The organism is Ruegeria sp. HKCCD7251, from assembly GCF_013031165.1.
In the GTDB taxonomy this organism is placed as follows: Bacteria; Pseudomonadota; Alphaproteobacteria; order Rhodobacterales; family Rhodobacteraceae; genus Ruegeria.
In genome coordinates this window covers 1-25,791 of sequence record NZ_WPZC01000006.1, presented here as the reverse complement: position 1 = coordinate 25,791, position 25,791 = coordinate 1, and the positions used below count along the sequence as shown (strand labels likewise).

Genomic DNA, 25,791 nt, shown 5'->3' with positions numbered 1-25,791 from the left:
CTCAATTCCAATTCTCTTGTGTAAGTAAGGCTTACAAATGGATTGGATGAAAATGCCACCTCTGGCCTCGCTTCGGGCATTTTCCGCTTTTGCCGAGGCCGAGAATATTGTTCAGGCAGGTGCGGCGTTGAACGTTAGTCACGCAGCCATCAGTCAGCAATTGCGGGTTTTGGAAAAGCACCTAGGCGTATCGCTGTTGGACCGATCAGGGAAATCCATGACCCTGACCCCTGAGGGGGAAAAGCTGGCGCGCGCAACTCATCTGGGATTTGGCACAATCGGGGCCGCGGTCGCAGCCCTGATGCAAACGGATCAGGACCGCCCTGTCCACGTCTCTCTGACCCCCTCGTTCGCAGCGTCCTGGCTGATGCCGCGCTTGCCTGCCTTTCAAGCAGAATTCCCAGATATTCCCTTGGCTTTGGACCCGACGCCGAAACTGGTCAACCCAAGCCCCGGAGGTGTGGATGTTGCGATCCGTTATGGCGGCGGTGATTGGTCTGGCATTGCCTCGGACCTGTTGTTGAGCAGCCCCATCGTGATCGTCGCGGCGCGGTCCCTTTTGGGCGGTCGTTCTGATTGGACGCCGCAGGAATTGAGCCAGCTCCCTTGGCTGGAAGAGCTGGGGACGACCGAAGCCACAACATGGCTGGCGCGGCATGGCGTTGAACACGGTCCACGCGCGGGTCGGATCGCCTTGCCTGGAAACCTCTTGCTGGACGCGTTGCGCGCCGGGCAGGGCGTAACCGTCACGGCGCGGCATTTTGTCGAAGCCGACATTGCGTCGGGGCAGCTTGTCGAACTGTTTTGCGAGCCACAAAATAGCGGGTATCATATTGTAACGGGTGATTTTCCACTTCGCCCTGCTACCAAGATTTTTGTCCGTTGGCTTCGGTCGCAGTCCGGGGCGCTGTGACAAAAGGTGTCTGTACGATGCTCTTTTGACCCATGTCAAAGAGACTACCTTTGTGATCTGGAACAAGACGCGAAAAAATAGCTACATCTGGAGCCATCCCGTGAGCGATTCCGACCCCGCCCCCAGCCTTTACGCCGCAAGGGAGCCTATCTTTCCCCGGCGCGTATCCGGGCCATTTCGTAACCTGAAATGGATCATTATGGCCGTCACGCTGGGCATTTATTACGTGACGCCTTGGATCAGATGGGACCGCGGGCCCAGCCTGCCGGATCAGGCGGTGCTGTTGGATTTGGCGAATCGTCGTTTCTATTTCTTTTGGATCGAGATTTGGCCGCATGAGTTCTACTTTGTCGCAGGTCTATTGATCATGGCCGGGTTGGGGTTGTTCCTGTTCACTTCGGCATTGGGTCGCGTCTGGTGTGGTTATGCCTGCCCGCAGACCGTGTGGACGGATCTGTATATTCTGGTTGAACGCTGGATTGAGGGCGACCGAAACGCGCGCTTGCGCCTGCATCGGCAGGAAAAACTGGACTTCCGCAAGGCGCGGTTGCGCGTGACGAAGTGGACCGTCTGGTTGCTGATCGGTCTGGCCACTGGTGGGGCGTGGGTGTTTTACTTTGCCGACGCGCCGACGCTTTTGCGTGATCTGGTGACGGGCAACGCCCACCCCGTGGCCTATACTACGATGTTGATCCTGACCGGTACGACTTTCCTGTTCGGCGGGTTCGCGCGCGAACAAATCTGTATCTATGCTTGCCCCTGGCCACGTATTCAGGCGGCGATGATGGACGAGGATACTCTGGTTGTTGGCTACCGCGAATGGCGGGGTGAGCCGCGCGGCAAAGGCAAGCGTACTGCGGATTCCGAATTGGGGGATTGCATCGACTGTATGGCCTGCGTGAATGTCTGCCCCGTCGGGATCGACATCCGCGACGGGCAACAACTTGAATGCATCACATGCGCGTTGTGCATCGACGCCTGTGATGACATGATGGCCAAGATCGGCAAACCGCGCGGTCTGATCGACTATATGGCGCTGAGCGATGAAACGCGCGAGCGTGCGGGTGAGCCGCCTCGGAACGTCTGGAAGCACATTCTGCGTCCCCGGACGATCATGTATACAGGGATGTGGGCTGCGGTTGGCTTTGCGTTGTTGTTTGCGCTGTTTATCCGGCCCGATATTGATCTGACGGTGGCGCCCGTTCGGAACCCGACCTTCGTGACCCTGTCCGATGGCACGATCCGCAACACCTATGACGTGCGCCTGCGCAACAAACATGGTGAGGAACGGCCGTTCAAGCTGACGCTTGCGGGGGATCCGGCCATGCAGGTACAGATCGAAGGCAATGACGGTGACACTGTCATTGTCGCTGCGGATACGGCACAATTGACGCGCGTCTATATCGTGGCCTCCGGTGGCACCGGCCCGGCGTCAACTGACGTTACTCCGGTGCGCATCTGGGTCGAAGACCTGCAAAGCGGAGAGCGTGCCTACAAGGACACCACCTTTAACGGGCAAGGGAAGTGAACATGGCCGAACGCAAATTCACCGGCAAACATGCACTGGCCGTCTTCGTGGCCGCATTTGGCGTGATCATCGCGGTAAATCTTGTGCTGGCCTACAGCGCGGTGAAAACTTTTCCGGGGCTCGAGGTCAAAAACTCTTACGTCGCCAGCCAAGAGTTCAACGAGCGTTTGCAGGAACAACAGGCGTTGGGATGGGATATCCGTGCTGAATTGTCTGGGGGGCTGTTGATTCTGCATATTACAGACCAGACCGGCACCCCTGTCGAAGTGGCCGAGTTGCAGGCTGTCGTTGGACGGGCCACGCATGTTAAAGAAGATTTCACACCGGATTTCATTTTTGATGGTACCGCTTACGCCACGCCCGCGTCACTGGGCAAGGGAAACTGGAATATCCGTTTGATCGCAAAGGATCATAGCGGGGCAGAGTTCGCTCAGCGCGTGCCGCTGTACGTAAAGGGATAGGGAATGACGGCGCAGCTTACATCAGGCACGGCCGCCTGCCCGGGTTGCATTGCAAGCCCGGCGGAGCCCGCGCGCCCAATCCCCGAAGATGTGCAGATTGCGCTGTCACTGCCGGGCATCCATTGCTCGGCCTGTATCGCCACGGTCGAGCGCGAGCTTAACGCCCATCCCGGCGTGGAAGACGCGCGGGTCAACCTGACCCTGAAACGAGCCATGATCAAAGCCGCGCCAGAATTGCGCGCTGCTGACCTGATTTCGGTACTGGAGCGCGTGGGCTATGAGGCGCATGAGCTTGATCCCGGTGCCCTATCCGCCACACAGTCCGACAAGGCGGGGCGCGACCTGTTGATGCGACTGGCGGTGGCCGGATTTGCCTCGATGAACGTGATGCTCTTGTCGGTTTCGGTCTGGGCTGGTGCCACAGACGCGACGCGGGACATGTTCCACTGGATTTCGGCCGCGATCGCGCTGCCTGCGATTGGCTTTGCGGCGCAACCCTTCTTTTCGAATGCGTGGTCGGCTTTGCGGGTTCGCCGCCTGAACATGGATGTGCCGATCGTGCTGGCTATCCTTTTGGCGCTGGTTACTTCGCTTTGGGAAACCGCGCTCAGCGGTAAGCACGCCTATTTCGACGCCGCCCTTACGCTGACCTTTTTCCTGCTGGCTGGTCGCTATCTGGACTATCGCACCCGCGCTGCTGCCCGATCCGCGGCAGAAGAGCTGACCGCGCTCGAAGTCCCCCGGGCTATCCGCTTGTTGGATGGGGCCGAGGAAGAGGTTGCTGTTGCCACGCTGAACGTCGGCGATCTGATCCTTGTCCGCCCCGGTGGACGAATGCCGGTGGATGGAGAGATTGTCTCGGGCCAGTCGGAACTCGACCGGTCCTTGCTGACCGGAGAAACCCTGCCGGTGTTCGCCGAGGCGGGCGTTACGGTCAGCGCCGGTGAGGTGAACCTGACCGGCCCCCTGACCATCCGCGCGACGGCGGTGGGTGAGGACACCTCGTTGCATCGTATGGCCGATCTGGTGGCCATCGCGGAATCGGGGCGCTCGCGCTATACCTCGCTGGCCGACAAGGCGGCCAAGCTTTATGCGCCCGGTGTGCATATCCTGTCGGCGCTCAGCTTTCTGGGGTGGTATATCTATTCCGGCGACGTGCGAACAGCGCTGAATATCGCCGCCGCCGTGCTGATCATCACCTGCCCTTGCGCGCTGGGTCTGGCCGTGCCAGCGGTGACCACTGCGGCCTCGGGGCGGTTGTTCCGCAAGGGGATGCTGATCAAACACGCCACCGCGCTGGAACGTCTGGCCGAGGTCGATACGGTCGTTTTCGACAAGACCGGCACGCTGACTTCGGGTACGCCCGAGTTGACCAATCTGGGCGATCATTCCCGTGCTGATCTTGAGATTGCGCTGGCGCTGGCCGAGGCATCCTCGCACCCTTTGTCAGTTGCTTTGACACAGGCCGCGCGCGAGGCCGGGATCAAACCCGCCACCCTGGACGACATCACCGAGGTTCCGGGATTCGGCACCGAAGGCACTTCCCAAGGCCAGCGTGTCCGCCTTGGGCGGGCTGCGTGGACCGGCGCTGAAGAGTGCGACCAGACCGCCGCGTGGCTCTCTGTTGAAGGGCAGGCACCTGAGGCCTTCCTGTTCTCGGACAGCCTGCGAACCGGTGCTGCCGAGGCGGTGCAAGCGTTCCGCGACGCGGGTAAAGAGGTCATCCTGATTTCGGGCGATACGCAGGGCGCGGTTCAGGCGCTGGCGGATAAGCTGGGCATCCAGAATTGGATCGCGCAGGCTCTGCCGCAGGACAAGGCCAAGCATGTCGAGGCGCTGCGCGATCAGGGTCACCACGTGCTGATGGTGGGCGACGGGCTGAACGACACGGCGGCACTCGCGGCGGCGCATGTGTCGATTTCCCCGGCCTCGGCTTTGGATGCGGCGCGGGTGGCCTCGGACATCGTGCTGCTGGGCAATGACCTGTCGCCGATCTTTGACGCCTGTGATACGGCGGTCAAGGCGACGAAACGGATTCGCGAAAACTTTCGCATTGCCACTGTCTATAATATTATCGCGGTGCCGCTGGCAGTGGCCGGCCTGGCCACGCCCCTGATTGCGGCGCTGGCGATGTCGACCTCGTCGATCACTGTATCTTTGAATGCGCTACGGGTACGATAAAGCGATGGAAGTTCTGGCCTATCTGATACCGATTTCCCTGTTTCTGGGCGGGGTTGGGCTGGTGGCATTTGTCTACACGGTGCGATCAAACCAATATGACGATCCCGAAGGCGACGCCCGCCGTATCCTCAACGATGAATGGGACGACAAGCCCAAGCCCTGACAGCCCTTGAAATCGCCGCAATGCCCGGTTATGTCCGGCCTATCCGCTAGCAGAGAGATCCAAGCCAAATGGCCACCACAAACCCGATCCAGTTTATTCAGCAAGTCCGCGCCGAGGTTGCAAAGGTCGTCTGGCCGACGCGCCGTGAGGTTCTGCTGACCACGGTCATGGTGTTCATCATGGCGGCCCTGACCGCCGTGTTCTTTGCGCTGGTCGATCTTGGTATTCGCGGCGGTCTGCAACTGATCCTGGGCGCGTTCGGGTAAACCCGTTCAGGCGCGTGGAAACGCGGCTTGCCCCTTGCACCGAGCGCGATGTCAGAGTAGTGACGCGGGACTATTCGGAATGGGCGTGCGGCGATTCGGGCTGCGCGCCGCTTTTTATTCCGGGTCACGTGATGGAAATTCAATGACGGCTGCGTCTGATTGACTGGATGCGCCGAAAGTAAACAAGGACGACAGGTTCATGGCGAAACGGTGGTACTCGGTCAGCGTTCTTTCGAATTTCGAAAAGAAGATCGCAGAGCAGATCCGCACGTCGGTGGCTGAACAGGGCCTTGAGGACGACATCGACGAAGTACTGGTGCCCACCGAAGAGGTGATCGAAGTGCGCCGGGGCAAGAAAGTCACGACCGAACGCCGCTTTATGCCCGGTTACGTACTGGTGCATATGGAGATGTCGGATCAGGGCTATCACCTTGTGAACTCGATCAACCGCGTTACCGGCTTTCTGGGCCCGCAAGGCCGCCCGATGCCGATGCGCGACGCTGAGGTGAACCAGATCCTCAACCGCGTTCAGGAAGGCGAAGAAGCGCCGAAACTGATGATAAGCTTCGAGGTCGGCGAAAAGGTCAAAGTCAACGACGGCCCGTTCGAGGATTTCGATGGCATGGTCGAAGGCGTGGACGACGAGAACCAGAAGCTGAAAGTTTCGGTTTCGATCTTTGGTCGCGAGACTCCGGTCGAGCTGGACTTCACGCAGGTGACCAAGCAGGCCTAAATTAGCGCTTTGCGAGTATGTTAACACCGCGCCGTCTCAGACGGTGCGGTGTTTTCGTATTCTCTTGCGCCTTGATGTCGAAACGCCAGCAAAGCGAAGGCGGGCCCCAAACAGGCCCGCTCAGCCTATTAGTTTTTGAAGGGAAGGCTGGTATAGGCGCCGACTTCGTCGTTTCCTGTGCGTTCGTTGAAATCATTGATCATGTCATTTGTGGCTTCGGCCGCGCCGAGATCGATGCTTTCAAGATCAAATTCAGAGAACGGGAACTCTGCAGCAGAGTCAGGTGGTTGCTTTGCCATCTGGACGGGCGCAGGGAAAGACTCTTCGTTGGGCACACCTTGGCGTGTTCGAATGCTATCCTTTGTTACATTCCAAGTCATAAAGTCGGCTGCCAAATCCAAGGGGCCATCATAGGTTTCCCGGATTGCTGAATAGACGGCCAACGCAATGTCGTGATCGTTTTGGAAGTGATAGCAAACGGCCAGCCGAGGTTCGGTTTCCGACATGATCTTACCGAACGCTTGCGCGGCGGTGTGTCCCTGAGAGCCGACAAATATGGCTTCCGATGGTTCAAAGCCGTATTTTTCGATCATGAATTCTGGTGGGGTGAAACACTCGTGGATGGCAAGATCCACACCGGCGGCATGTTCTCTCCACCAGCGCGTTGGCAGCGTATCGGATGAAAACGCAAATCTGAGGCCATTCCATTCCAACAGAAAACTAACCGATTGTTCACCATGAATCGCGGGCAGAGTCCTAACTTGAACACCGTTTTCATCAAAGATGACGTTGTTTACAGCTTTCCAATCGAATTCATTTACCTCTAACTGCAACCCACGCGGATCAACTGCCGCGCCCCTGGTTGCTTCTTCCCAGGCCCACATCTTCATCATATGGTCAGCCCAGGCTTTTGTTCCCCATTCGGGCTTGATCCCCTCAGGCCCCCAAAGGCGAACGGGTGTCAGACGGTTGTTTACGGGGCCAGTAAAGTAGAAGGCCGGAAAATCGCCTGCGTGATCAAGGTGCAAGTGGCCCAGAAACACTTTGTCTAGCTGATCCAACGGTATCCCAAGCGCCATGATACGCTCATACGAGCCTTCGCCCATGTCAAAGATGAACTTTTCGCCGTTGCCCAGCTCAACAAGAAAACACGCCGCAGCCTGCTTGAGGCGTGGCTGGGGCATTCCGGTTCCACACGCGATGACGCGCATTTCGTCAGGAACCAGAGTTTCCGTTCCGGGATAATAGACGGTCTGGTTCGGGTAAGGTTCAGTTCTGGACCACTCCGAAGGTTCTTTGTTCTGCGCATCGGCAGTCATCGCAGTGGCTGCAACAAGCCCAGCGCCCAGCACAATTGCAGGTGCAATAAGTCTGGAAAGCGTCATAAAAAGTCCTCCCTCAACGATTTCGCCGAATCAGCGCAAAGATTCGCCTCATACAAGGTTCGCAATTTTTGAATGCGTCTGGCAAGGTTGCTTAATCTTTGGCAGATCGGAGCAGTTGCACGAGTTGTGATCGGGGTTAGCTTACTAGGGCGAAAGCTTATCTGTTGGTGGGTTTGCACCCCTTGCCAACCCCCACATTCCGCTGTAAACGCCGCCTCTATCGTCTTCGGGCGAGATTCTCTCGTGGGAGGTTGCTGGGATCGCGATCCCGGATCGGACCACGCAACATAATCTGGGTGAAACGCGTTTCGCCCGAGTTGAAAGGAAAACCAAATGGCCAAGAAGCTTGCTGGTACAATGAAACTGCAGGTTCCTGCAGGTCAGGCAAACCCGTCGCCGCCAGTTGGCCCGGCGCTGGGTCAGCGCGGCATCAACATCATGGAATTCTGCAAGGCGTTCAACGCCAAGACCGCAGACATGGAGCAAGGCGCCCCTTGCCCGACCGTGATTACCTATTATCAGGACAAGTCCTTCACCATGGACATCAAGACGCCGCCCGCGTCTTATTACCTGAAAAAAGCGGCTGGTCTGAAGCCGGTTGGCAAGCGTAACCGCCCCCGTGGCGCGGAAAACCCAGGTCGTGAGACCGTGGCAACCGTGACCACCAAGCAGGTTCGCGAAATCGCCGAAGCCAAAATGAAAGATCTGAACGCCAACGACGTCGAAGGCGCAATGCAGATCATCCTGGGCTCGGCCCGCTCTATGGGCATCGAGGTGAAGTAAGATGGCAAAACTTGGTAAACGTACCCGCGCTGCGCGCGAAGCTGTCGCTGGCAAGGAAAACCTGTCGATCGAAGAAGCCGTTGCTCTGGTAAAAGGCAACGCGACCTCGAAATTCGACGAGACCATCGAAATCGCTCTGAACCTCGGCGTTGACACCCGTCACGCAGACCAGATGGTTCGTGGCGTTGTCGGCCTGCCCAATGGCACCGGCAAAGCGATGCGCGTCGCTGTATTCGCTCGTGGCCCGAAGGCGGACGAAGCGAAAGAAGCAGGCGCGGATATCGTTGGCGCAGAAGACCTGATGGAAACCATTCAGGGCGGCACCATCGAATTCGATCGTTGCATTGCCACCCCGGACATGATGCCGATCGTTGGCCGTCTGGGCAAAGTTCTGGGCCCCCGCAACCTGATGCCGAACCCCAAGGTTGGCACTGTGACCATGGACGTGAAAGCGGCCGTGGAAGCAGCCAAGGGCGGTGAAGTTCAGTTCAAGGCGGAAAAAGGCGGCGTTGTGCACGCTGGCGTTGGCAAAGCGTCGTTCGACGAAGCCAAGCTGGTTGAAAACGTCCGTGCCTTTGTCTCGGCTGTTGCCAAGGCCAAGCCGTCGGGCGCCAAAGGCACCTACATGAAGAAAATCGCGCTGAGCTCGACCATGGGCCCGGGTGTGACTCTGGATGTGGCGGCTGCTGCGGGCGAATAAGCCTTAACGCGAAGCAAAAAAGTATTGAGCCCGGGCAGTGCAAACTGTTCGGGCTTTTTCGTTCCATAGTCTAGTTTGCCGTGCCAAAGGCGATATCCAGCCGCATTTCCAGACGCGTGCGCCGAAATTTCTCGAACGCGCTGCAGGTAAAGTCAGTGCGCCAATAGTCCAGCCAGTCTTTGAGCAATCGGCAACGAATGCAGAAATCGAGGATATCGGTGTCAATCGGCAGGCGGTAGCGGCGCAGGAACATTTGCTTATTTCGCCGCAGAATGCCGCTCTGATCCACCGCGCTGGCTGGACCATCCCGAAAGATATCAGCCTTGAGAAAGTCGACGATATCGTAGACGGCCAGTTTTTCGCATACCTCAGTAAAGTCCAGACCGTGAGTTTTGCCTAGTCCGATAATCAGGTTCTGCCCGTGAAAATCACCGTGTGAAAAGACCCTCAGGTCCTCGATCCCCTTAAGGCGTTCGCCGTCGGTCACCATAGCATCAATCATTTTCCGGCTTTTCTGCGCGATGTCATCCGGGACCATCGCCGCAAGATCGCAAATGCTGTCAATCATCCATTTCGGCCGGAACCCATAGTTGACGGGCGCCAGGCGGCTGTGAAAGTCACTGAGCCAGGACCCCGCCCGACGATAAACCTGCACCACTTGGTTATCGTCCTTGCTGTTATAAATCAGATCAACGGCAGTGGGCCTGTCGATGAACTCTGTGACCAGAAAGGCCCCTCCGGGCGATATGTAGACAGGCTGCACGACACGGGACGAGTCTGTGCGTTCAAAGTATCGGGACAGGTCAACCAATAACTCGAATTCGTCTTTCAGTCGACCGGTCGCCGGAGACTCGGTGTCGATCTTGAGGGCGAAGGATCCCGCTGTCGAGCGCAGAACCAGAACGGCCCGAGACTCTGCGAAGGCGTGCGACCGGTAGATACAGTCATACTGTGTCACTGGGGCGTGCAGGACCGCATTGGAAAACTCGACAATAAATGCGGTGACCCGGTCATGTTCTTGATCCGAGAGCGGAAGAGAAGTAGCCAACGGGCCATGTCCTTGGTGATGTGCCTTTCACCGGACTGGAACGCAGCGGGATTTGCGTGTCAACGGCAAGAAATAGGTTTTGTTGCCGGTTGGCGGAAAACGCTATGAAATCCGTACAGTTGGATGGGTTCTGGTGGGTTCGAACTGGGGTGCAAAATGGCGTGGCCAAATTCGCAATTTACCCCTTGGAAACCCCATCCAACTGCCCTAATAAGACTTGCGGAGTAAAGCGTGCGATTCGTCGTGCGCTTTATTTCGTTTCGTCCAAGACGGTGGGTGGTGCCATTCGGCCCCTTAATCTCCTGCCTGAGACGGGTAAGACCAAAGAATTCTGAGGGTCGCGATCCTCGGGCGCATTTTGGCCAATCCCGTAACAACGGACCTGAACGCCGGGGTTTCACCCTCGGCAAATATGAGCCGGGATGTCCAACATCCCAAACTTGGAGAGAACTGTGGATAGAGCCCAGAAAGAGAAAGTGGTCGAGGAACTCGGCCAAATCTTCGAAAGCTCTGGCGTCGTAGTGGTAGCCCATTACGCCGGTCTGACAGTTGCCGAGATGCAGGACCTTCGCGCACGTGCTCGTGACGCGGGTGGTGCCGTGCGTGTTGCCAAGAACAGGCTTGCCAAAATCGCCCTCGACGGAAAGCCATGTGAAAGCATTGGTGACCTGCTGACGGGTATGACCGTTCTGACCTATTCCGAGGACCCCGTGGCAGCAGCCAAGGTGGCCGAGGACTTCGCCAAAGAGAACCAAAAGTTCGAAATTCTTGGCGGTGCAATGGGCGAGAACGCTCTGGACCGGGCTGGTGTTACAGCCGTGTCGAAAATGCCGTCGCGTGAAGAGCTTATTGCTACGATCGCTGGTATGCTTGGCGCGCCTGCTTCGAACATCGCCGGTGCAATTGGCGCACCTGCAAGCGACATCGCAAGCATCCTTTCCACCATCGAAGAGAAGGCGGAAGCTGCGTAAGCGGTTGGCACTGAATGATCTGCGTGGGGTGAATACCCTGACGTTGGAACACACACTGTAAAACGGAAAGAGCTAATACAATGGCTGATCTGAAAGCACTGGCAGAAAGCATCGTGGGTCTGACCCTGCTGGAAGCACAAGAACTGAAAACCATCCTCAAAGACGAGTACGGCATCGAGCCCGCAGCTGGCGGCGCCGTAATGGTCGCAGGTGCAGCTGGCGACGCCGGCGGTGCAGCTGCTGAGGAAAAAACCGAATTCGACGTCGTTCTGAAGAACGCCGGCGCTTCGAAAATCAACGTCATCAAAGAAGTTCGCGGCATCACCGGCCTTGGCCTGAAAGAAGCCAAGGAACTGGTCGAGGCCGGCGGCAAGATCAAAGAAGGCGTGGACAAAGCAGAAGCCGAAGAGATCAAAGGCAAGCTGGAAGCAGCTGGCGCCGAGGTCGAACTGGCCTAAGTCAGTCCAATGGCGCATCGCTGATGCGTCGAAAATTTGGCTGGGTCCGGAGAAATCCGGGTCCAGCCGAACCTGTCTTAGAAAGGGCCTCAACTTTGGGGCGTTTTCTAAGACGCGGTTCTTGGATCGGGAGGCTGCCTTCGGGACGGTGGCCATGAATTGATCCGGACGTGTCGTCTCGAATGTGCAAGATGCCGGGGCCCGACGGTGTCTTTGCCCGCTGAGAACATCGAAAGGTGACATCTGACATGGCTCAAACGTTCCTTGGCCAGAAACGTCTTCGTAAATATTACGGCAAAATCCGTGAAGTTTTGGAAATGCCGAACCTCATTGAGGTCCAGAAATCTTCTTATGATCTTTTCCTACGCTCCGGCGATGCAGAGCAGCCCACTGACGGCGAAGGCATCAAAGGCGTGTTCCAGTCGGTTTTCCCGATCAAGGATTTCAACGAAACCTCTGTTCTGGAGTTCGTGAAATACGATCTGGAAAAACCCAAATATGACGTCGAAGAGTGCATGCAGCGCGACATGACCTACAGCGCGCCGCTGAAGGTGACTCTGCGTCTGATCGTGTTTGATGTCGATGAGGACACCGGCGCGAAATCGGTCAAGGACATCAAGGAACAGGACGTGTTCATGGGCGACATGCCCCTGATGACGCCGAACGGTACGTTCATCGTGAACGGTACCGAGCGTGTGATCGTCAGCCAGATGCACCGTTCGCCCGGTGTGTTCTTTGACCACGACAAGGGCAAGACCCACTCGTCCGGTAAACTGTTGTTTGCCTGCCGCATAATCCCGTATCGCGGCAGCTGGCTGGACTTTGAGTTCGACGCCAAGGACATCGTGTTCGCCCGCATCGACCGCCGTCGCAAACTGCCTGTGACCACCCTGCTTTATGCGCTGGGTCTGGACCAGGAAGCCATCATGGACGCGTATTACGAGACCGTGTCCTACAAGCTGGACAAGAAGAAGGGATGGGTCACACCGTTCTTCCCCGAGCGCGTGCGTGGTACCCGTCCGACATATGATCTGATCGACGCGAAATCCGGCGAAGTGATTGCCGAAGCGGGCAAGAAAGTCACCCCGCGTGCGGTCAAGAAACTGATCGACGAAGGCACTGTCACCGACCTGTTGGTTCCGTTTGACCACATCGTCGGCAAGTTTGTCGCCAAGGACATCATCAACGAAGAAAACGGCGCGATCTATGTCGAGGCCGGTGATGAGCTGACCCTGGAATATGACAAGGACGGCGATCTGATCGGTGGTTCTGTCAAAGAACTGATGGATGCGGGCATCACCGATATTCCGGTTCTGGACATCGACAACGTCAACGTTGGCCCCTACATGCGCAACACCATGGCTCAGGACAAGAACCTGAACCGTGAAAGCGCTCTGATGGACATCTACCGCGTCATGCGCCCGGGTGAGCCGCCCACCGTCGAAGCGGCCTCGGCCCTGTTCGACACGTTGTTCTTCGACAGCGAGCGCTATGACCTGTCTGCCGTTGGTCGCGTGAAGATGAACATGCGTTTGGCTCTGGACGCGCCGGACACCCTGCGCACCCTGCGCCGCGAAGACATCGTGGCCTGCATCAAGGCGCTGGTGGAACTGCGCGACGGCAAAGGCGACGTGGACGATATCGACCACCTCGGCAACCGTCGTGTGCGTTCGGTCGGCGAACTGATGGAAAACCAGTACCGCGTTGGCCTGCTGCGCATGGAGCGCGCGATCAAAGAGCGTATGTCGTCGGTCGAGATTGACACCGTCATGCCGCAAGACTTGATCAACGCGAAACCGGCTGCGGCTGCCGTCCGCGAATTCTTCGGCTCGTCGCAGCTGTCGCAGTTCATGGACCAGACCAACCCGCTGTCGGAAGTCACCCACAAACGCCGCCTCTCGGCGCTTGGCCCCGGTGGTCTGACGCGTGAGCGTGCGGGCTTTGAGGTGCGTGACGTACACCCGACCCACTACGGCCGGATGTGCCCGATTGAAACGCCTGAAGGTCCGAACATCGGTCTGATCAACTCGCTGGCCACCTTCGCCCGCGTGAACAAGTATGGCTTCATCGAAACACCGTATCGCGTCGTCAAAGACGCCGAGGTGACCGATGAGGTTCACTACATGTCCGCGACCGAGGAAATGCGTCACACTGTGGCGCAGGCGAACGCGACGCTGGATGCCGATGGCAAGTTCATCAACGATCTGGTCTCGACCCGTCAGGCGGGTGACTACACTCTTGCCCCGCGTGAGAATGTTGACCTGATCGACGTGTCGCCGAAACAGCTGGTCTCGGTCGCTGCATCGCTGATCCCGTTCCTTGAAAATGACGACGCCAACCGCGCTCTGATGGGCTCGAACATGCAGCGTCAGGCGGTTCCGCTGCTGCGCGCCGAAGCGCCGCTGGTCGGTACCGGCATCGAGGAAAAGGTTGCGATCGACTCGGGCGCTGCAATTCAGGCGAAACGCGCCGGTATCATCGACCAGGTCGATGCCCAGCGTATCGTTATCCGCGCCACCGAAGATCTGGAACTGGGCGACGCTGGCGTAGACATCTATCGTCTGCGCAAGTTCCAGCGTTCGAACCAGAACACCTGCATCAACCAGCGTCCGCTGATCAAGGTGGGTGACACCGTCCAGAAGGGCGAAGTCATTGCCGATGGTCCGTCGACCGATATGGGTGAACTGGCCCTTGGTAAGAACGTGGTCGTCGCGTTCATGCCGTGGAACGGTTACAACTACGAAGACTCGATCCTGATCTCGGAACGTATCGCGCGTGATGACGTCTTTACCTCAGTCCATATCGAGGAATTCGAAGTCGCCGCCCGTGACACCAAGCTGGGCCCGGAAGAGATTACCCGCGACATCCCGAACGTCGGTGAAGAAGCGCTGCGCAACCTCGACGAGGCGGGCATCGTTTACATCGGCGCGGATGTTGAGCCGGGCGATATTCTGGTCGGCAAGATCACTCCGAAGGGCGAAAGCCCGATGACCCCGGAAGAAAAGCTGCTGCGCGCCATCTTTGGTGAGAAAGCATCTGACGTGCGCGACACCTCGCTGCGCGTGAAGCCGGGCGATTACGGTACGGTCGTTGAGGTCCGCGTCTTCAACCGTCACGGAGTCGAAAAAGACGAGCGTGCGTTGCAGATCGAGCGCGAGGAAGTCGAACGCCTGGCCCGTGACCGGGACGACGAGCTGGCGATCCTTGACCGCAACATCTATGCGCGTCTGCAAGGTCTGATCCTTGGTAAAACCGCTGTCAAAGGCCCGAAAGGCGTCAAGGCAGGGTCGGTGATCACCGAGGATCTGCTGGAAACCCTGACCCGTGGTCAGTGGTGGCAGCTGGCGCTGGAAGGCGAGCAGGACGCACAGATCGTCGAGGCCCTGAATGAGCAGTACGAAGTGCAAAAGCGTGCTCTGGACGCCCGTTTCGAGGACAAGGTCGAGAAAGTCCGCCGTGGCGATGACCTGCCCCCGGGTGTGATGAAGATGGTCAAAGTCTTCATCGCCGTGAAGCGCAAGCTGCAGCCGGGCGACAAGATGGCCGGTCGTCACGGGAACAAAGGTGTGATCTCCAAGGTTGTTCCGATGGAAGACATGCCGTTCCTGGCCGATGGTACCCCGGTTGACTTCTGTCTGAACCCGCTGGGTGTGCCTTCGCGTATGAACGTAGGTCAGATCCTTGAAACCCACATGGGTTGGGCCGCGCGCGGTCTGGGTTTGAACATCGACGACGCTCTGGGTGAGTACCGCCGGTCCGGCGACCTGACCCCGGTGCGCGAAGCGATGAAGCTGGCCTATGGCGAAGATGTCTACGAAGAAGGCATCACCGGTCTGGACGAGGATGGCCTGATCGAGGCTGCGGGTAACGTGACCCGCGGTGTTCCGATCGCAACCCCGGTCTTCGACGGTGCCAAAGAGGCTGACGTCAACGACGCGCTGGTGCGTGCGGGCTTCTCGGAAAGCGGTCAGTCGGTTCTGTTCGACGGTCGTACCGGTGAGCAATTCGCACGTCCGGTGACCGTGGGCATCAAGTACTTGCTGAAACTGCACCACCTTGTGGACGACAAGATCCACGCGCGTTCGACCGGGCCCTACAGCCTGGTTACTCAGCAGCCGCTGGGTGGTAAGGCGCAGTTCGGTGGTCAGCGCTTTGGTGAGATGGAGGTCTGGGCTCTGGAAGCTTACGGCGCCGCCTACACCCTGCAGGAGATGCTCACCGTGAAATCGGATGACGTCGCCGGCCGGACCAAGGTCTATGAGTCGATCGTCAAGGGCGAGGATAACTTTGAAGCGGGCGTACCGGAATCATTCAACGTTCTGGTTAAAGAAGTCCGTGGCCTCGGCCTGAATATGGAACTCCTGGATGCGGAGGTTGAGGAGTAAGGGCGCTGCCCTTTCTCCCGTCCCCCCTTCCGCAAGATTTGAGGTAACAAATGAACCAGGAAATCACCAACAACCCGTTCAACCCGCTGACGCCCCCGAAGGTCTTTGACGAGATCAAGGTCTCACTGGCGTCGCCCGAGCGGATCCTGTCTTGGTCCTATGGCGAGATCAAGAAACCCGAAACCATCAACTACCGGACGTTCAAGCCCGAGCGTGACGGCCTGTTCTGCGCGCGTATCTTTGGCCCGATCAAAGATTACGAATGTCTGTGCGGCAAATATAAGCGGATGAAGTATCGCGGCGTTGTCTGCGAGAAATGCGGTGTGGAAGTCACCCTGCAGAAAGTCCGCCGCGAGCGTATGGGCCATATCGAACTGGCTGCGCCCGTTGCACATATCTGGTTCCTGAAATCGCTGCCGTCCCGCATCGGTCTGATGCTGGACATGACGCTGCGCGATCTGGAACGCGTTCTGTACTTTGAAAACTACGTCGTCATCGAGCCCGGTCTGACCGACCTGACCTACGGCCAGATGCTGACCGAAGAAGAGTACATGGACGCGCAGGATGCCTATGGAATGGACGCGTTCACCGCGAATATCGGTGCCGAAGCTATCCGTGAGATGCTGGCCCAGATCGATCTGGAAGCCGAAGCCGAGCAGCTGCGCGCTGATCTGGCCGAAGCAACCGGCGAACTTAAGCCCAAGAAGATCATCAAGCGCCTGAAGGTTGTTGAATCCTTCCTCGAGTCGGGCAACCGGCCCGAATGGATGGTGATGACCGTGATCCCGGTCATTCCGCCGGAACTGCGTCCGCTGGTTCCGCTGGATGGTGGCCGTTTCGCGACTTCGGATCTGAACGATCTGTATCGCCGTGTCATCAACCGGAACAACCGTCTGAAGCGCCTGATCGAGCTGCGCGCGCCTGACATCATCGTCCGCAACGAAAAGCGGATGTTGCAGGAATCCGTGGATGCTTTGTTCGACAATGGCCGTCGTGGCCGCGTGATCACCGGCGCCAACAAGCGTCCGCTGAAATCGCTGTCTGACATGCTGAAAGGCAAGCAGGGTCGCTTCCGTCAGAACCTTCTGGGTAAGCGCGTCGACTTCTCGGGCCGTTCGGTCATTGTGACCGGCCCGGAACTCAAGCTGCACCAGTGTGGCCTGCCCAAGAAGATGGCGTTGGAGCTGTTCAAGCCGTTCATCTACTCGCGCCTTGAAGCCAAGGGTCTGTCTTCGACCGTGAAACAGGCGAAGAAACTGGTTGAGAAAGAGCGTCCCGAAGTGTGGGATATCCTCGACGAAGTGATCCGCGAACACCCTGTCATGCTGAACCGTGCGCCTACGCTGCACCGTCTTGGCATTCAGGCGTTCGAACCGGTTCTGATCGAAGGCAAAGCCATCCAGTTGCACCCGCTGGTCTGTTCGGCCTTTAACGCCGACTTCGATGGTGACCAGATGGCGGTTCACGTGCCTCTGAGCCTTGAGGCGCAGTTGGAAGCCCGTGTTCTGATGATGTCAACGAACAACGTTCTGTCGCCTGCAAACGGCGCACCGATCATCGTTCCGTCGCAGGATATGATCCTGGGCCTCTACTATGTGACCCTGGAACGCGAAGGCATGCCGGGTGAAGGCAAGGTCTTTGGTTCGATCGAAGAAGTTCAGCACGCGCTGGACGCCGGTGAAGTGCACCTGCACACCAAGATCACCGCGCGGATCACGCAGATCGACGACGAAGGCAACGAAGTTCAGAAGCGTTACGAGACCACTCCGGGCCGTCTGCGTCTGGGTGCGTTGCTGCCGATGAACAACAAAGCGCCGTTCGAGCTGGTCAACCGCCTGCTTCGGAAGAAAGAAGTGCAGCAGGTGATCGACACCGTCTACCGTTACTGCGGTCAGAAAGAGTCGGTTATCTTCTGTGACCAGATCATGTCGATGGGCTTCAAAGAAGCGTTCAAGGCGGGCATCTCGTTCGGTAAGGACGACATGGTCATTCCGAGCGATAAGTGGGGCATCGTCGATGACACCCGCGATCAGGTGAAAGACTTTGAACAGCAGTACATGGACGGCCTGATCACTCAGGGCGAAAAGTACAACAAAGTTGTCGATGCCTGGTCGAAGTGTAACGACCGGGTGACCGACGCGATGATGAGCACAATCTCATCCTCGGATCGGGCAGAGGATGGGTCTGAACAAGAACCCAACTCGGTCTACATGATGGCACACTCGGGTGCGCGTGGCTCGGTCACTCAGATGAAACAGCTGGGTGGTATGCGCGGCCTGATGGCCAAGCCGAACGGCGACATCATCGAAACGCCGATCATCTCGAACTTTAAAGAAGGTCTGACCGTTCTCGAGTACTTCAACTCGACCCACGGTGCCCGTAAAGGTCTGTCGGATACCGCTCTGAAGACGGCGAACTCGGGTTACCTGACCCGTCGTCTGGTGGACGTGGCGCAAGACTGTATCGTTCGTGAGATCGACTGTGGCACCGAGCGTGCGATCACTGCCGAAGCAGCCGTGAACGATGGTGAGGTTGTCGCCTCGCTGGCCGAACGCGTGCTGGGCCGTGTGGCCGCAGACGATGTTCTGCGTCCGGGCACCGATGAGGTGATCGTGGCAGCCGGGCAGCTGATCGACGAACGTATGGCTGACACCATTGACGAAGCTGGCGTTGCCTCGATGCGCATCCGCTCGCCTCTGACCTGTGAGTCCGAGGAAGGCGTTTGTGCAACCTGCTACGGTCGTGACCTGGCTCGCGGTACCATGGTGAACACGGGTGAAGCTGTTGGCATCATCGCCGCGCAGTCGATCGGTGAACCCGGTACACAGCTGACCATGCGGACCTTCCACATCGGTGGTGTTGCGCAAGGTGGTCAGCAGTCGTTCCAGGAAGCCAACCAGGAAGGCGTTGTCGCGTTCGAAAACCCGCAGATTCTGGTCAATGCCGCAGGCGAAAGCCTGGTCATGGGCCGGAACATGAAGCTGGTGATCAACGACGAACACGGCGAAGAGCGTGCCAGCTTCAAGCTGGGCTATGGCTCCAAGCTGTTCGTCAAGGATGGCGCAACCGTTGCCCGTGGCGACAAGCTGTTCGAGTGGGATCCCTACACCCTGCCGATCATCGCCGAGAAAGCCGGTACTGCGAAATACGTTGACCTTGTTTCGGGCCTTGCTGTCCGCGACGAGACCGACGAAGCAACCGGTATGACCCAGAAGATCGTGATCGACTGGCGCGCCGCCCCTAAAGGCAGCGACCTCAAGCCCGAGATCATTCTGGTCGGTGAAGATGGCGAGCCGGTCCGCAACGACGCGGGCAACCCGGTTCACTATCCGATGTCGGTGGATGCGATCCTGTCAGTTGAAGACGGTCAGCAAATCGAAGCTGGTGACGTTGTCGCGCGTATCCCGCGTGAAGGTGCCAAGACCAAGGACATCACCGGTGGTCTGCCGCGTGTGGCCGAACTGTTCGAAGCCCGCCGTCCGAAAGATCACGCGATCATCGCAGAAGCCGATGGTTACGTACGCTTTGGCCGCGACTACAAGAACAAGCGCCGCATCAGCATCGAACCGGCTGACGAGTCCATGGAGACCATCGAATACATGGTACCCAAGGGCAAGCACATCCCGGTCGCCGAAGGGGATTTCATCCAGAAGGGTGAATACCTGATGGACGGTAATCCGGCTCCGCATGACATCCTGTCCATCATGGGTGTCGAAGCGCTGGCGGATTACATGATCGACGAGGTGCAGGACGTCTATCGCTTGCAGGGCGTGAAGATCAACGACAAGCACATCGAGGTCATCGTGCGCCAGATGCTGCAGAAGTGGGAGATCCTGGATTCAGGCGACACCACCCTGCTGAAAGGCGAACATGTCGACAAGCAAGAGTTCGACGCAGCCAACGAGAAGACCATCGCGCGCGGTGGTCGTCCGGCACAGGGCGAGCCGATCCTTCTGGGGATCACCAAAGCCTCGCTGCAAACGCGTTCGTTCATCTCGGCGGCGTCGTTCCAGGAAACCACCCGTGTGCTGACCGAAGCGTCGGTTCAGGGCAAGAAAGACAAACTGGTTGGCCTGAAAGAGAACGTCATCGTCGGTCGTCTGATCCCCGCCGGTACCGGTGGTGCGACACAAGCCGTGCGTCAGGTTGCGCAATCGCGTGACAACGTGGTCATCGAAGCCCGCCGGGAAGAGGCCGAAGCCGCCGCTGCCCTTGCCGCTCCGGTCATTGACGACGACATGGTTGGTGATGAGCTGGACGTGGTGGTCGACACTCCGGAAAGCCGCGAATAAGCGAACCTTTAGAACAATGAACAGGCCCTGCGGAAACGTGGGGCCTTTTCTTTTGGTCAAAGCCGTCGCCTTCGCCGGATGATGGGTGCCAAGCGCTGAGGGTTAAGACCAGAAAATCGAGCGCGAATACATTAAACGCACCTTTTGCCGATACGCTATGGATTGGTGGTGATGCAGTTATTGCCTGAAACGTTGAGGGTCTTTCTCGAAAATAGTCTCGGAAAAATAGTAATCTCAAAAATAATTTTTAATTTCAGTATTTTATACAAAATGACAATTTTGCGTTTCGGGGTCGAGTATTGACTTGTCATGCTTCGTCCGCGCGAATGTGCGGGACGATATTCGAGTTTTGTTTCAATGACCCCAAACATGAAAGGCGCCCTGTTGATGATGGGCAGCATGGCTGCGTTTACCATCAACGATACCTTGGTAAAGGTTGCAGGGGCCGAGGTTCCTTTGTTTCAGATGGTGGCAATGCGGGGTGTTCTGGCGACGGCACTTGTTTTCCTGCTGGTTCGCCATTTTGGGGCCCTGCATCTGAATTTTCCGCGCCATGACAAATGGCTTGTCGCCGCGCGATGCCTGGCCGAACTGTCGGCCACATTCTTCTTTTTGACGGCGCTTCTGCACATGCCGCTGGCGAATGTGACGGCAGTCCTTCAGGCCTTGCCGTTGACTGTAACACTGGGGGCTGCGCTGTTTTTCCGCGAATATATCGGTTGGCGACGGGTCGCTGCGATCGGGATGGGCTTTGTCGGCATGTTGTTGATCGTGCGGCCCGGCCCCGAGGGTTTTAGCGTTTTCTCAATTTATGCGCTGATTGCGGTGGCTTCGGTGACTGCACGGGACTTGATCACACGACGCATGTCCAGCCATGTGCCTTCGCTTGTTGTGACACTCGCAACGACTGTGACGATTACGTTGGCTGCAAGTGTCGCCACGTTTGTAACGGGATGGCAGCCCGTGCCGACCGAGGCGGGCATTTTGGTCGCCTCCGCCGCCGTGTTTGTTCTGATGGGATACCTGTTCAGCGTTATGGTGATGCGCGAAGGGGATGTGGGTTTTATCGCACCTTTCCGCTATTCCAGCCTGATCTGGGCACTGGGGCTGGGTTGGGTGGTGTTCGGTGACTGGCCGGACGCAATTACAATGCTGGGCGCAGAGCTTGTCGTTGGCGCGGGTCTGTTTACGCTGTTCCGTGAACGCGCCGGACAACGTCCTGTTCAATCGCGAAACGCGCGATAAACTCGCCTTCCTGTTCCGGGGTAAGGGGCAGTAACTCGGCGCTGTTCTTGCGGGCGTGGGGTGAGTCGTTGAACTGGTTCAGTGTGCGTACCCACATTGGCGCATCAGGATAGCTGATCACCGGCATGAAATTCCCCATCCGGTAATGAGAGAAATTCATGATCGTCAGGTCACACCCGCCGCGCACATACATGCCCAAACCCACACCGAGCAAAGGCTGAAACTTCGGCGCTGCCAAAATCCCATTGGGACCGAACCGTGCAAGAAATCCGCTGTTGTAGTCGATTGCGACAGCTTTATTTTTTTCAATCAGCCCTTTGCCGTCCTGCAGGGCAATTCGCAGCCGTTCGACGAAATCAACGGATACTGCATCGTCGTCGTCATGACGGAATTGCAGACAAGGCGCATCGGGGTTTTCACGTGCGGCGTTCAGAACCTCTTTCATGACGAGGCGCTGTCGCTTGGGCTCTCGGGCGATGATCCTGATTTGCTTCATACCCGTCGTCAAATCGTGAAGCCGGTCAAAGGCAGGCTTGGGCAGGCAATCACCTATCACGACCAGCAGTTGAAAATCCTCGTCGGTCTGTTCTTTGAAACAGGGCAGGGTGGTTGTTTCGAACAGGCGAAACCGCTCTTCCAGACGAGCGGGGTTATAGAGATAGGCGCGGCGCTCTTCGATCGTTTCATGTTCGATCTGAAAGCCGCCATAAGCAGGGTAAGAAAAGCGGCACAAGCCGATAACTTGCATGTTTCATCCATGAGGCGGGGCGTTGCCGGGGACTATGCCCACACGACCCGAAACTCGCAACGCCTGATGTGCTGGAAGTGCTGGGCAAACTGCGATAATTCAAGGCGAAGCCGTCAGTCGGGCACCAGATCAGGTGTGCTGTTGACACTTGGGCCGACTCCCCCTATTACGCGCGTCATCTCGGTACCGGGGGCCGCCCCATAACCGATTTCAGTAATGAACTGGTCAAGGCCCGGACAATTTTGCAGTTCGCGCCCTCTGATAACCAACCGCGACGTTCACCTCGGAATGGGAACGCTCGCGGGTTTTGCGCTTGTGGACGCATGAGTGCAGCAAAGTTTAACCGCACGCAATGCGCGTGCATGTCATGTGTGTTGCAAAACGGGGAAGAAACCGGAATGCCAACTATTCAACAGCTGATCCGCAAGCCGCGGCAGCCCAAAGTAAAACGCTCGAAGTCCATGCACCTGGAGCAGTGCCCGCAGAAACGCGGCGTCTGCACACGTGTGTATACCACCACACCGAAAAAGCCGAACTCGGCTATGCGTAAGGTTGCCAAGGTGCGCCTGACCAACGGGTTCGAGGTCATCTCGTACATCCCCGGTGAAAGCCACAACCTGCAAGAACACTCGGTTGTTCTGATCCGTGGCGGCCGTGTGAAAGACCTTCCCGGTGTGCGTTACCACATTCTACGCGGTGTTCTGGATACTCAGGGCGTCAAAGATCGTAAGCAACGTCGTTCGAAATACGGCGCGAAGCGTCCCAAGTAAGAAGGAGAGGCTGATATGTCACGTCGTCACGCCGCCGAAAAACGCGAAGTCCTGCCTGACGCCAAATTTGGCGACAAGGTTCTGACCAAATTCATGAACAACCTGATGATCGACGGCAAGAAGTCGGTCGCAGAGCGCATCGTTTACAACGCGTTTGACCGCGTCGAGAACAAGGTAAAGCGCGCACCGGTCGAAGTGTTCCACGAAGCGCTCGACAACATCAAACCGTCGGTCGAGGTTCGCTCGCGCCGGGTTGGTGGTGCAACCTATCAGGTTCCGGTCGAAGTCCGCCCCGAACGCCGCGAAGCACTGGCCATCCGTTGGCTAATCACCGCTGCGCGCGGCCGCAACGAAAACACCATGGAAGAACGCCTCGCCGGCGAGCTGCTGGACGCTGTACAGTCCCGCGGTACCGCCGTGAAGAAGCGCGAAGACACCCACAAGATGGCCGAGGCGAACAAAGCCTTCAGCCACTACCGTTGGTAATCCAGAGGCTTATCAAAAATGGCACGCGAATATCCGCTCGAACTATACCGTAACTTCGGTATCATGGCGCACATCGACGCAGGTAAGACCACCTGCTCGGAGCGTATCCTGTATTACACTGGTAAATCCCACAACATCGGTGAGGTGCACGATGGTGCAGCCACCATGGACTGGATGGAGCAGGAGCAGGAACGCGGCATCACCATCACTTCGGCTGCGACTACCACTTTCTGGGAGCGCACCGAAGACGGTAAAACCGCCGATACCCCCAAGCACCGCCTGAACATCATCGACACCCCCGGCCACGTTGACTTCACCATCGAAGTTGAACGTTCGCTGGCGGTTCTCGACGGTGCCGTCTGCGTTCTGGACGCAAACGCCGGTGTTGAGCCCCAGACCGAAACCGTGTGGCGTCAGGCTGACCGCTACAAGGTTCCGCGTATGGTTTTCGTCAACAAGATGGACAAGATCGGCGCAGACTTCTTCAACTGCGTTCGCATGATCGAAGACCGCACCGGTGCACGCGCTGTTCCGGTTGGCATTCCGATCGGCGCCGAGTCCGAGCTGGAAGGTCTGATCGACCTGGTCACCATGGAAGAATGGCTGTGGCAAGGTGAAGATCTGGGCGCAAGCTGGATCAAAGCTCCGATCCGCGACAGCCTGAAAGACATGGCTGACGAATGGCGCGGCAAGATGATCGAAGCGGCCGTCGAAATGGACGACGACGCGATGATGGAATACCTGGAAGGCAATGAGCCCGACGTTGAGACCCTGCGCGCCCTGCTGCGTAAAGGGACCCTGGACATCGCGTTTGTTCCGGTTCTGGGTGGTTCGGCGTTCAAGAACAAAGGTGTTCAGCCGCTGCTGAACGCTGTGATCGACTATCTGCCCAGCCCGCTGGACGTTGTTGATTACATGGGCTTCGCCCCCGGCGACGAAAACGAAGAGCGTAACATTGCACGTCGTGCAGACGACGACATGGCGTTCTCGGGTCTGGCGTTCAAAATCATGAACGACCCCTTCGTTGGCTCGCTGACCTTCACCCGGATCTACTCGGGCACCATGAACAAGGGTGACTCGATCCTGAACTCGACCAAAGGTAAGAAAGAGCGCATCGGTCGTATGATGATGATGCACTCGAACAACCGGGAAGAGATCGAAGAAGCGTTTGCAGGCGACATCATCGCGCTGGCGGGTCTGAAAGACACCACCACCGGTGACACACTGTGTGACGCGAAAGAGCCGGTGGTTCTGGAAACCATGACCTTCCCCGATCCGGTGATCGAAATCGCGGTCGAGCCCAAAACCAAGGGCGACCAAGAGAAGATGTCTCAGGGTCTGGCCCGTCTGGCCGCCGAAGACCCGTCCTTCCGTGTGGAAACTGATCTGGAATCGGGTCAGACCATCATGAAGGGTATGGGCGAACTTCACCTGGACATCCTGGTTGACCGTCTGAAGCGCGAGTTCAAGGTTGAAGCGAACATTGGTGCGCCGCAGGTGGCCTATCGTGAGACCATCTCGATGCCGGTCGAGCACACCTACACCCACAAGAAACAGTCGGGTGGTTCGGGTCAGTTCGGTGAAGTTAAGCTGGAAATCCAGCCGACCGAACCGGGCGAAGGTTATTCGTTCGAAAGCCGCATCGTTGGTGGTGCCGTTCCGAAGGAATACATTCCGGGCGTTGAAAAAGGCATCAACTCGGTCATGGATAGCGGCCCGCTGGCTGGTTTCCCCGTGATCGACTTCAAGGTTGCCCTGCTGGACGGTAAGTTCCACGACGTTGACTCGAGCGTTCTGGCGTTCGAAATCGCGGCCCGTATGTGTATGCGTGAAGGCATGCGCAAAGCTGGCGCGAAACTGCTGGAACCGATCATGAAGGTCGAAGTGATCACACCGGAAGAATATACCGGCGGTATCATCGGCGACCTGACCTCGCGTCGCGGCCAGGTGTCTGGTCAGGAACCGCGCGGCAACGCGATCGCGATCGACGCGTTCGTTCCGCTGGCGAACATGTTCGGCTACATCAACACCCTGCGTTCGATGTCGTCGGGCCGTGCCCAGTTCACCATGCAGTTCGACCACTACGATCCGGTTCCGCAGAACATCTCGGACGAGATTCAGGCGAAATACGCATAAGACGGTGCGCCGGGCTAAGGCCCGGCCTACCAAATACCCGTAGGCCGGGCTTTAGCCCGGCACCCGCAAATTAAGGAGGCCATCATGGCAAAGGAAAAGTTTGAGCGTACAAAACCGCACGTCAACATCGGCACGATTG

General features: G+C 57.7%; 20 protein-coding genes. 17 read left to right on the top strand and 3 right to left on the bottom strand.

Annotation, left to right across the window (positions count from 1 at the left end; translation table 11 throughout):
- The first annotated feature begins 37 nt into the window (after window positions 1-37).
- From GOX75_RS14765 to nusG, 7 genes are all read left to right on the top strand, one after another.
- Window positions 38-913, top strand: a complete 876-nt coding sequence (locus GOX75_RS14765; protein ID WP_171124323.1) for a LysR family transcriptional regulator — start codon at window positions 38-40, stop codon at window positions 911-913.
- Window positions 914-1,013: 100 nt separating this feature from the next.
- On the top strand, window positions 1,014-2,441 hold the full coding sequence (ccoG, locus tag GOX75_RS14760) for a cytochrome c oxidase accessory protein CcoG (protein WP_171124321.1): 1,428 nt from the start codon (window positions 1,014-1,016) through the stop codon (window positions 2,439-2,441).
- A 2-nt stretch (window positions 2,442-2,443) separates the two neighbouring features.
- Window positions 2,444-2,902, top strand: coding sequence for a FixH family protein (locus tag GOX75_RS14755; protein WP_171124320.1), 459 nt, complete (start codon window positions 2,444-2,446; stop codon window positions 2,900-2,902).
- Between the two features lie 3 nt (window positions 2,903-2,905).
- Entirely contained in the window at window positions 2,906-5,083 is a 2,178-nt protein-coding gene (locus GOX75_RS14750) for a heavy metal translocating P-type ATPase (protein ID WP_171124318.1), read from the top strand.
- Between the two features lie 4 nt (window positions 5,084-5,087).
- On the top strand, window positions 5,088-5,246 hold the full coding sequence (gene ccoS, locus GOX75_RS14745) for a cbb3-type cytochrome oxidase assembly protein CcoS (protein WP_171124316.1): 159 nt from the start codon (window positions 5,088-5,090) through the stop codon (window positions 5,244-5,246).
- Window positions 5,247-5,314: 68 nt separating this feature from the next.
- A complete protein-coding gene (gene secE, locus GOX75_RS14740; protein ID WP_171124314.1) occupies window positions 5,315-5,512 on the top strand; it encodes a preprotein translocase subunit SecE in 198 nt (65 codons plus the stop codon).
- A gap of 199 nt (window positions 5,513-5,711) precedes the next feature.
- On the top strand, window positions 5,712-6,245 hold the full coding sequence (gene nusG / locus GOX75_RS14735) for a transcription termination/antitermination protein NusG (protein ID WP_171124312.1): 534 nt from the start codon (window positions 5,712-5,714) through the stop codon (window positions 6,243-6,245).
- A gap of 128 nt (window positions 6,246-6,373) precedes the next feature.
- Here nusG and gntH read toward each other — a convergent pair whose 3' ends face one another.
- Complete coding sequence (gene gntH / locus GOX75_RS14730) at window positions 6,374-7,630, bottom strand: guanitoxin biosynthesis MBL fold metallo-hydrolase GntH (protein ID WP_171124310.1); 1,257 nt, start codon at window positions 7,628-7,630, stop codon at window positions 6,374-6,376.
- Between the two features lie 333 nt (window positions 7,631-7,963).
- On the opposite strand from gntH, the gene rplK reads away from it, so the two are divergent.
- Both rplK and rplA read left to right on the top strand, forming a co-directional pair.
- Entirely contained in the window at window positions 7,964-8,413 is a 450-nt protein-coding gene (gene rplK / locus GOX75_RS14725) for a 50S ribosomal protein L11 (RefSeq protein ID WP_113791694.1), read from the top strand.
- A gap of 1 nt (window position 8,414) precedes the next feature.
- A complete protein-coding gene (rplA, locus tag GOX75_RS14720) occupies window positions 8,415-9,113 on the top strand; it encodes a 50S ribosomal protein L1 (RefSeq protein WP_171124308.1) in 699 nt (232 codons plus the stop codon).
- A 70-nt stretch (window positions 9,114-9,183) separates the two neighbouring features.
- Here rplA and GOX75_RS14715 read toward each other — a convergent pair whose 3' ends face one another.
- Entirely contained in the window at window positions 9,184-10,161 is a 978-nt protein-coding gene (locus GOX75_RS14715) for a phosphotransferase (RefSeq protein ID WP_171124307.1), read from the bottom strand.
- Between the two features lie 452 nt (window positions 10,162-10,613).
- Here GOX75_RS14715 and rplJ point away from each other — a divergent pair, with 452 nt between their 5' ends.
- The 5 genes from rplJ (at window position 10,614) to GOX75_RS14690 (ending at window position 21,512) form a co-directional block, all read left to right on the top strand.
- Entirely contained in the window at window positions 10,614-11,132 is a 519-nt protein-coding gene (rplJ, locus tag GOX75_RS14710) for a 50S ribosomal protein L10 (protein WP_171124304.1), read from the top strand.
- 80 nt (window positions 11,133-11,212) lie between these two features.
- The gene (gene rplL / locus GOX75_RS14705; protein WP_170485701.1) at window positions 11,213-11,590 is read left to right on the top strand and encodes a 50S ribosomal protein L7/L12; all 378 of its coding nucleotides are present in this window, start codon (window positions 11,213-11,215) and stop codon (window positions 11,588-11,590) included.
- Window positions 11,591-11,838: 248 nt separating this feature from the next.
- Complete coding sequence (gene rpoB / locus GOX75_RS14700; RefSeq protein WP_171124302.1) at window positions 11,839-15,975, top strand: DNA-directed RNA polymerase subunit beta; 4,137 nt, start codon at window positions 11,839-11,841, stop codon at window positions 15,973-15,975.
- 50 nt (window positions 15,976-16,025) lie between these two features.
- Window positions 16,026-20,267, top strand: a complete 4,242-nt coding sequence (gene rpoC, locus GOX75_RS14695; protein ID WP_171124300.1) for a DNA-directed RNA polymerase subunit beta' — start codon at window positions 16,026-16,028, stop codon at window positions 20,265-20,267.
- Window positions 20,268-20,624: 357 nt separating this feature from the next.
- On the top strand, window positions 20,625-21,512 hold the full coding sequence (locus tag GOX75_RS14690; protein ID WP_171124298.1) for a DMT family transporter: 888 nt from the start codon (window positions 20,625-20,627) through the stop codon (window positions 21,510-21,512).
- On the opposite strand, the gene GOX75_RS14685 is transcribed toward GOX75_RS14690, so the two are convergent.
- Window positions 21,454-22,260, bottom strand: a complete 807-nt coding sequence (locus GOX75_RS14685; RefSeq protein ID WP_171124297.1) for a putative rhamnosyl transferase — start codon at window positions 22,258-22,260, stop codon at window positions 21,454-21,456. The two genes, GOX75_RS14690 and GOX75_RS14685, sit on opposite strands and share 59 nt — an antisense overlap.
- A gap of 398 nt (window positions 22,261-22,658) precedes the next feature.
- Here GOX75_RS14685 and rpsL point away from each other — a divergent pair, with 398 nt between their 5' ends.
- Genes rpsL through fusA form a run of 3 tightly spaced genes read left to right on the top strand, consistent with a single transcriptional unit; the run spans window position 22,659 to window position 25,652 of the window.
- A complete protein-coding gene (gene rpsL, locus GOX75_RS14680) occupies window positions 22,659-23,030 on the top strand; it encodes a 30S ribosomal protein S12 (RefSeq protein ID WP_005621086.1) in 372 nt (123 codons plus the stop codon).
- 15 nt (window positions 23,031-23,045) lie between these two features.
- Window positions 23,046-23,516, top strand: coding sequence for a 30S ribosomal protein S7 (rpsG, locus tag GOX75_RS14675; RefSeq protein WP_010441203.1), 471 nt, complete (start codon window positions 23,046-23,048; stop codon window positions 23,514-23,516).
- Window positions 23,517-23,534: 18 nt separating this feature from the next.
- Window positions 23,535-25,652: an elongation factor G gene (gene fusA, locus GOX75_RS14670; RefSeq protein WP_171124295.1), complete on the top strand. Its 2,118-nt coding sequence runs from the start codon at window positions 23,535-23,537 to the stop codon at window positions 25,650-25,652.
- The last annotated feature ends 139 nt before the right edge of the window (window positions 25,653-25,791 follow it).

Bases quoted from the DNA above. Each gene is read 5' to 3' on its own strand.
- GOX75_RS14765 (WP_171124323.1), top strand. From the start codon at position 38: ATGGATTGGATGAAAATGCCACCTCTGGCCTCGCTTCGGGCATTTTCC.
- GOX75_RS14755 (WP_171124320.1), top strand. From the start codon at position 2,444: ATGGCCGAACGCAAATTCACCGGCAAACATGCACTGGCCGTCTTCGTG.
- GOX75_RS14750 (WP_171124318.1), top strand. From the start codon at position 2,906: ATGACGGCGCAGCTTACATCAGGCACGGCCGCCTGCCCGGGTTGCATT.
- ccoS (WP_171124316.1), top strand. From the start codon at position 5,088: ATGGAAGTTCTGGCCTATCTGATACCGATTTCCCTGTTTCTGGGCGGG.
- secE (WP_171124314.1), top strand. From the start codon at position 5,315: ATGGCCACCACAAACCCGATCCAGTTTATTCAGCAAGTCCGCGCCGAG.
- nusG (WP_171124312.1), top strand. From the start codon at position 5,712: ATGGCGAAACGGTGGTACTCGGTCAGCGTTCTTTCGAATTTCGAAAAG.
- gntH (WP_171124310.1), bottom strand. From the start codon at position 7,630: ATGACGCTTTCCAGACTTATTGCACCTGCAATTGTGCTGGGCGCTGGG.
- rplK (WP_113791694.1), top strand. From the start codon at position 7,964: ATGGCCAAGAAGCTTGCTGGTACAATGAAACTGCAGGTTCCTGCAGGT.
- rplA (WP_171124308.1), top strand. From the start codon at position 8,415: ATGGCAAAACTTGGTAAACGTACCCGCGCTGCGCGCGAAGCTGTCGCT.
- rplL (WP_170485701.1), top strand. From the start codon at position 11,213: ATGGCTGATCTGAAAGCACTGGCAGAAAGCATCGTGGGTCTGACCCTG.
- rpoB (WP_171124302.1), top strand. From the start codon at position 11,839: ATGGCTCAAACGTTCCTTGGCCAGAAACGTCTTCGTAAATATTACGGC.
- rpoC (WP_171124300.1), top strand. From the start codon at position 16,026: ATGAACCAGGAAATCACCAACAACCCGTTCAACCCGCTGACGCCCCCG.
- GOX75_RS14690 (WP_171124298.1), top strand. From the start codon at position 20,625: ATGACCCCAAACATGAAAGGCGCCCTGTTGATGATGGGCAGCATGGCT.
- GOX75_RS14685 (WP_171124297.1), bottom strand. From the start codon at position 22,260: ATGCAAGTTATCGGCTTGTGCCGCTTTTCTTACCCTGCTTATGGCGGC.
- rpsL (WP_005621086.1), top strand. From the start codon at position 22,659: ATGCCAACTATTCAACAGCTGATCCGCAAGCCGCGGCAGCCCAAAGTA.
- rpsG (WP_010441203.1), top strand. From the start codon at position 23,046: ATGTCACGTCGTCACGCCGCCGAAAAACGCGAAGTCCTGCCTGACGCC.
- fusA (WP_171124295.1), top strand. From the start codon at position 23,535: ATGGCACGCGAATATCCGCTCGAACTATACCGTAACTTCGGTATCATG.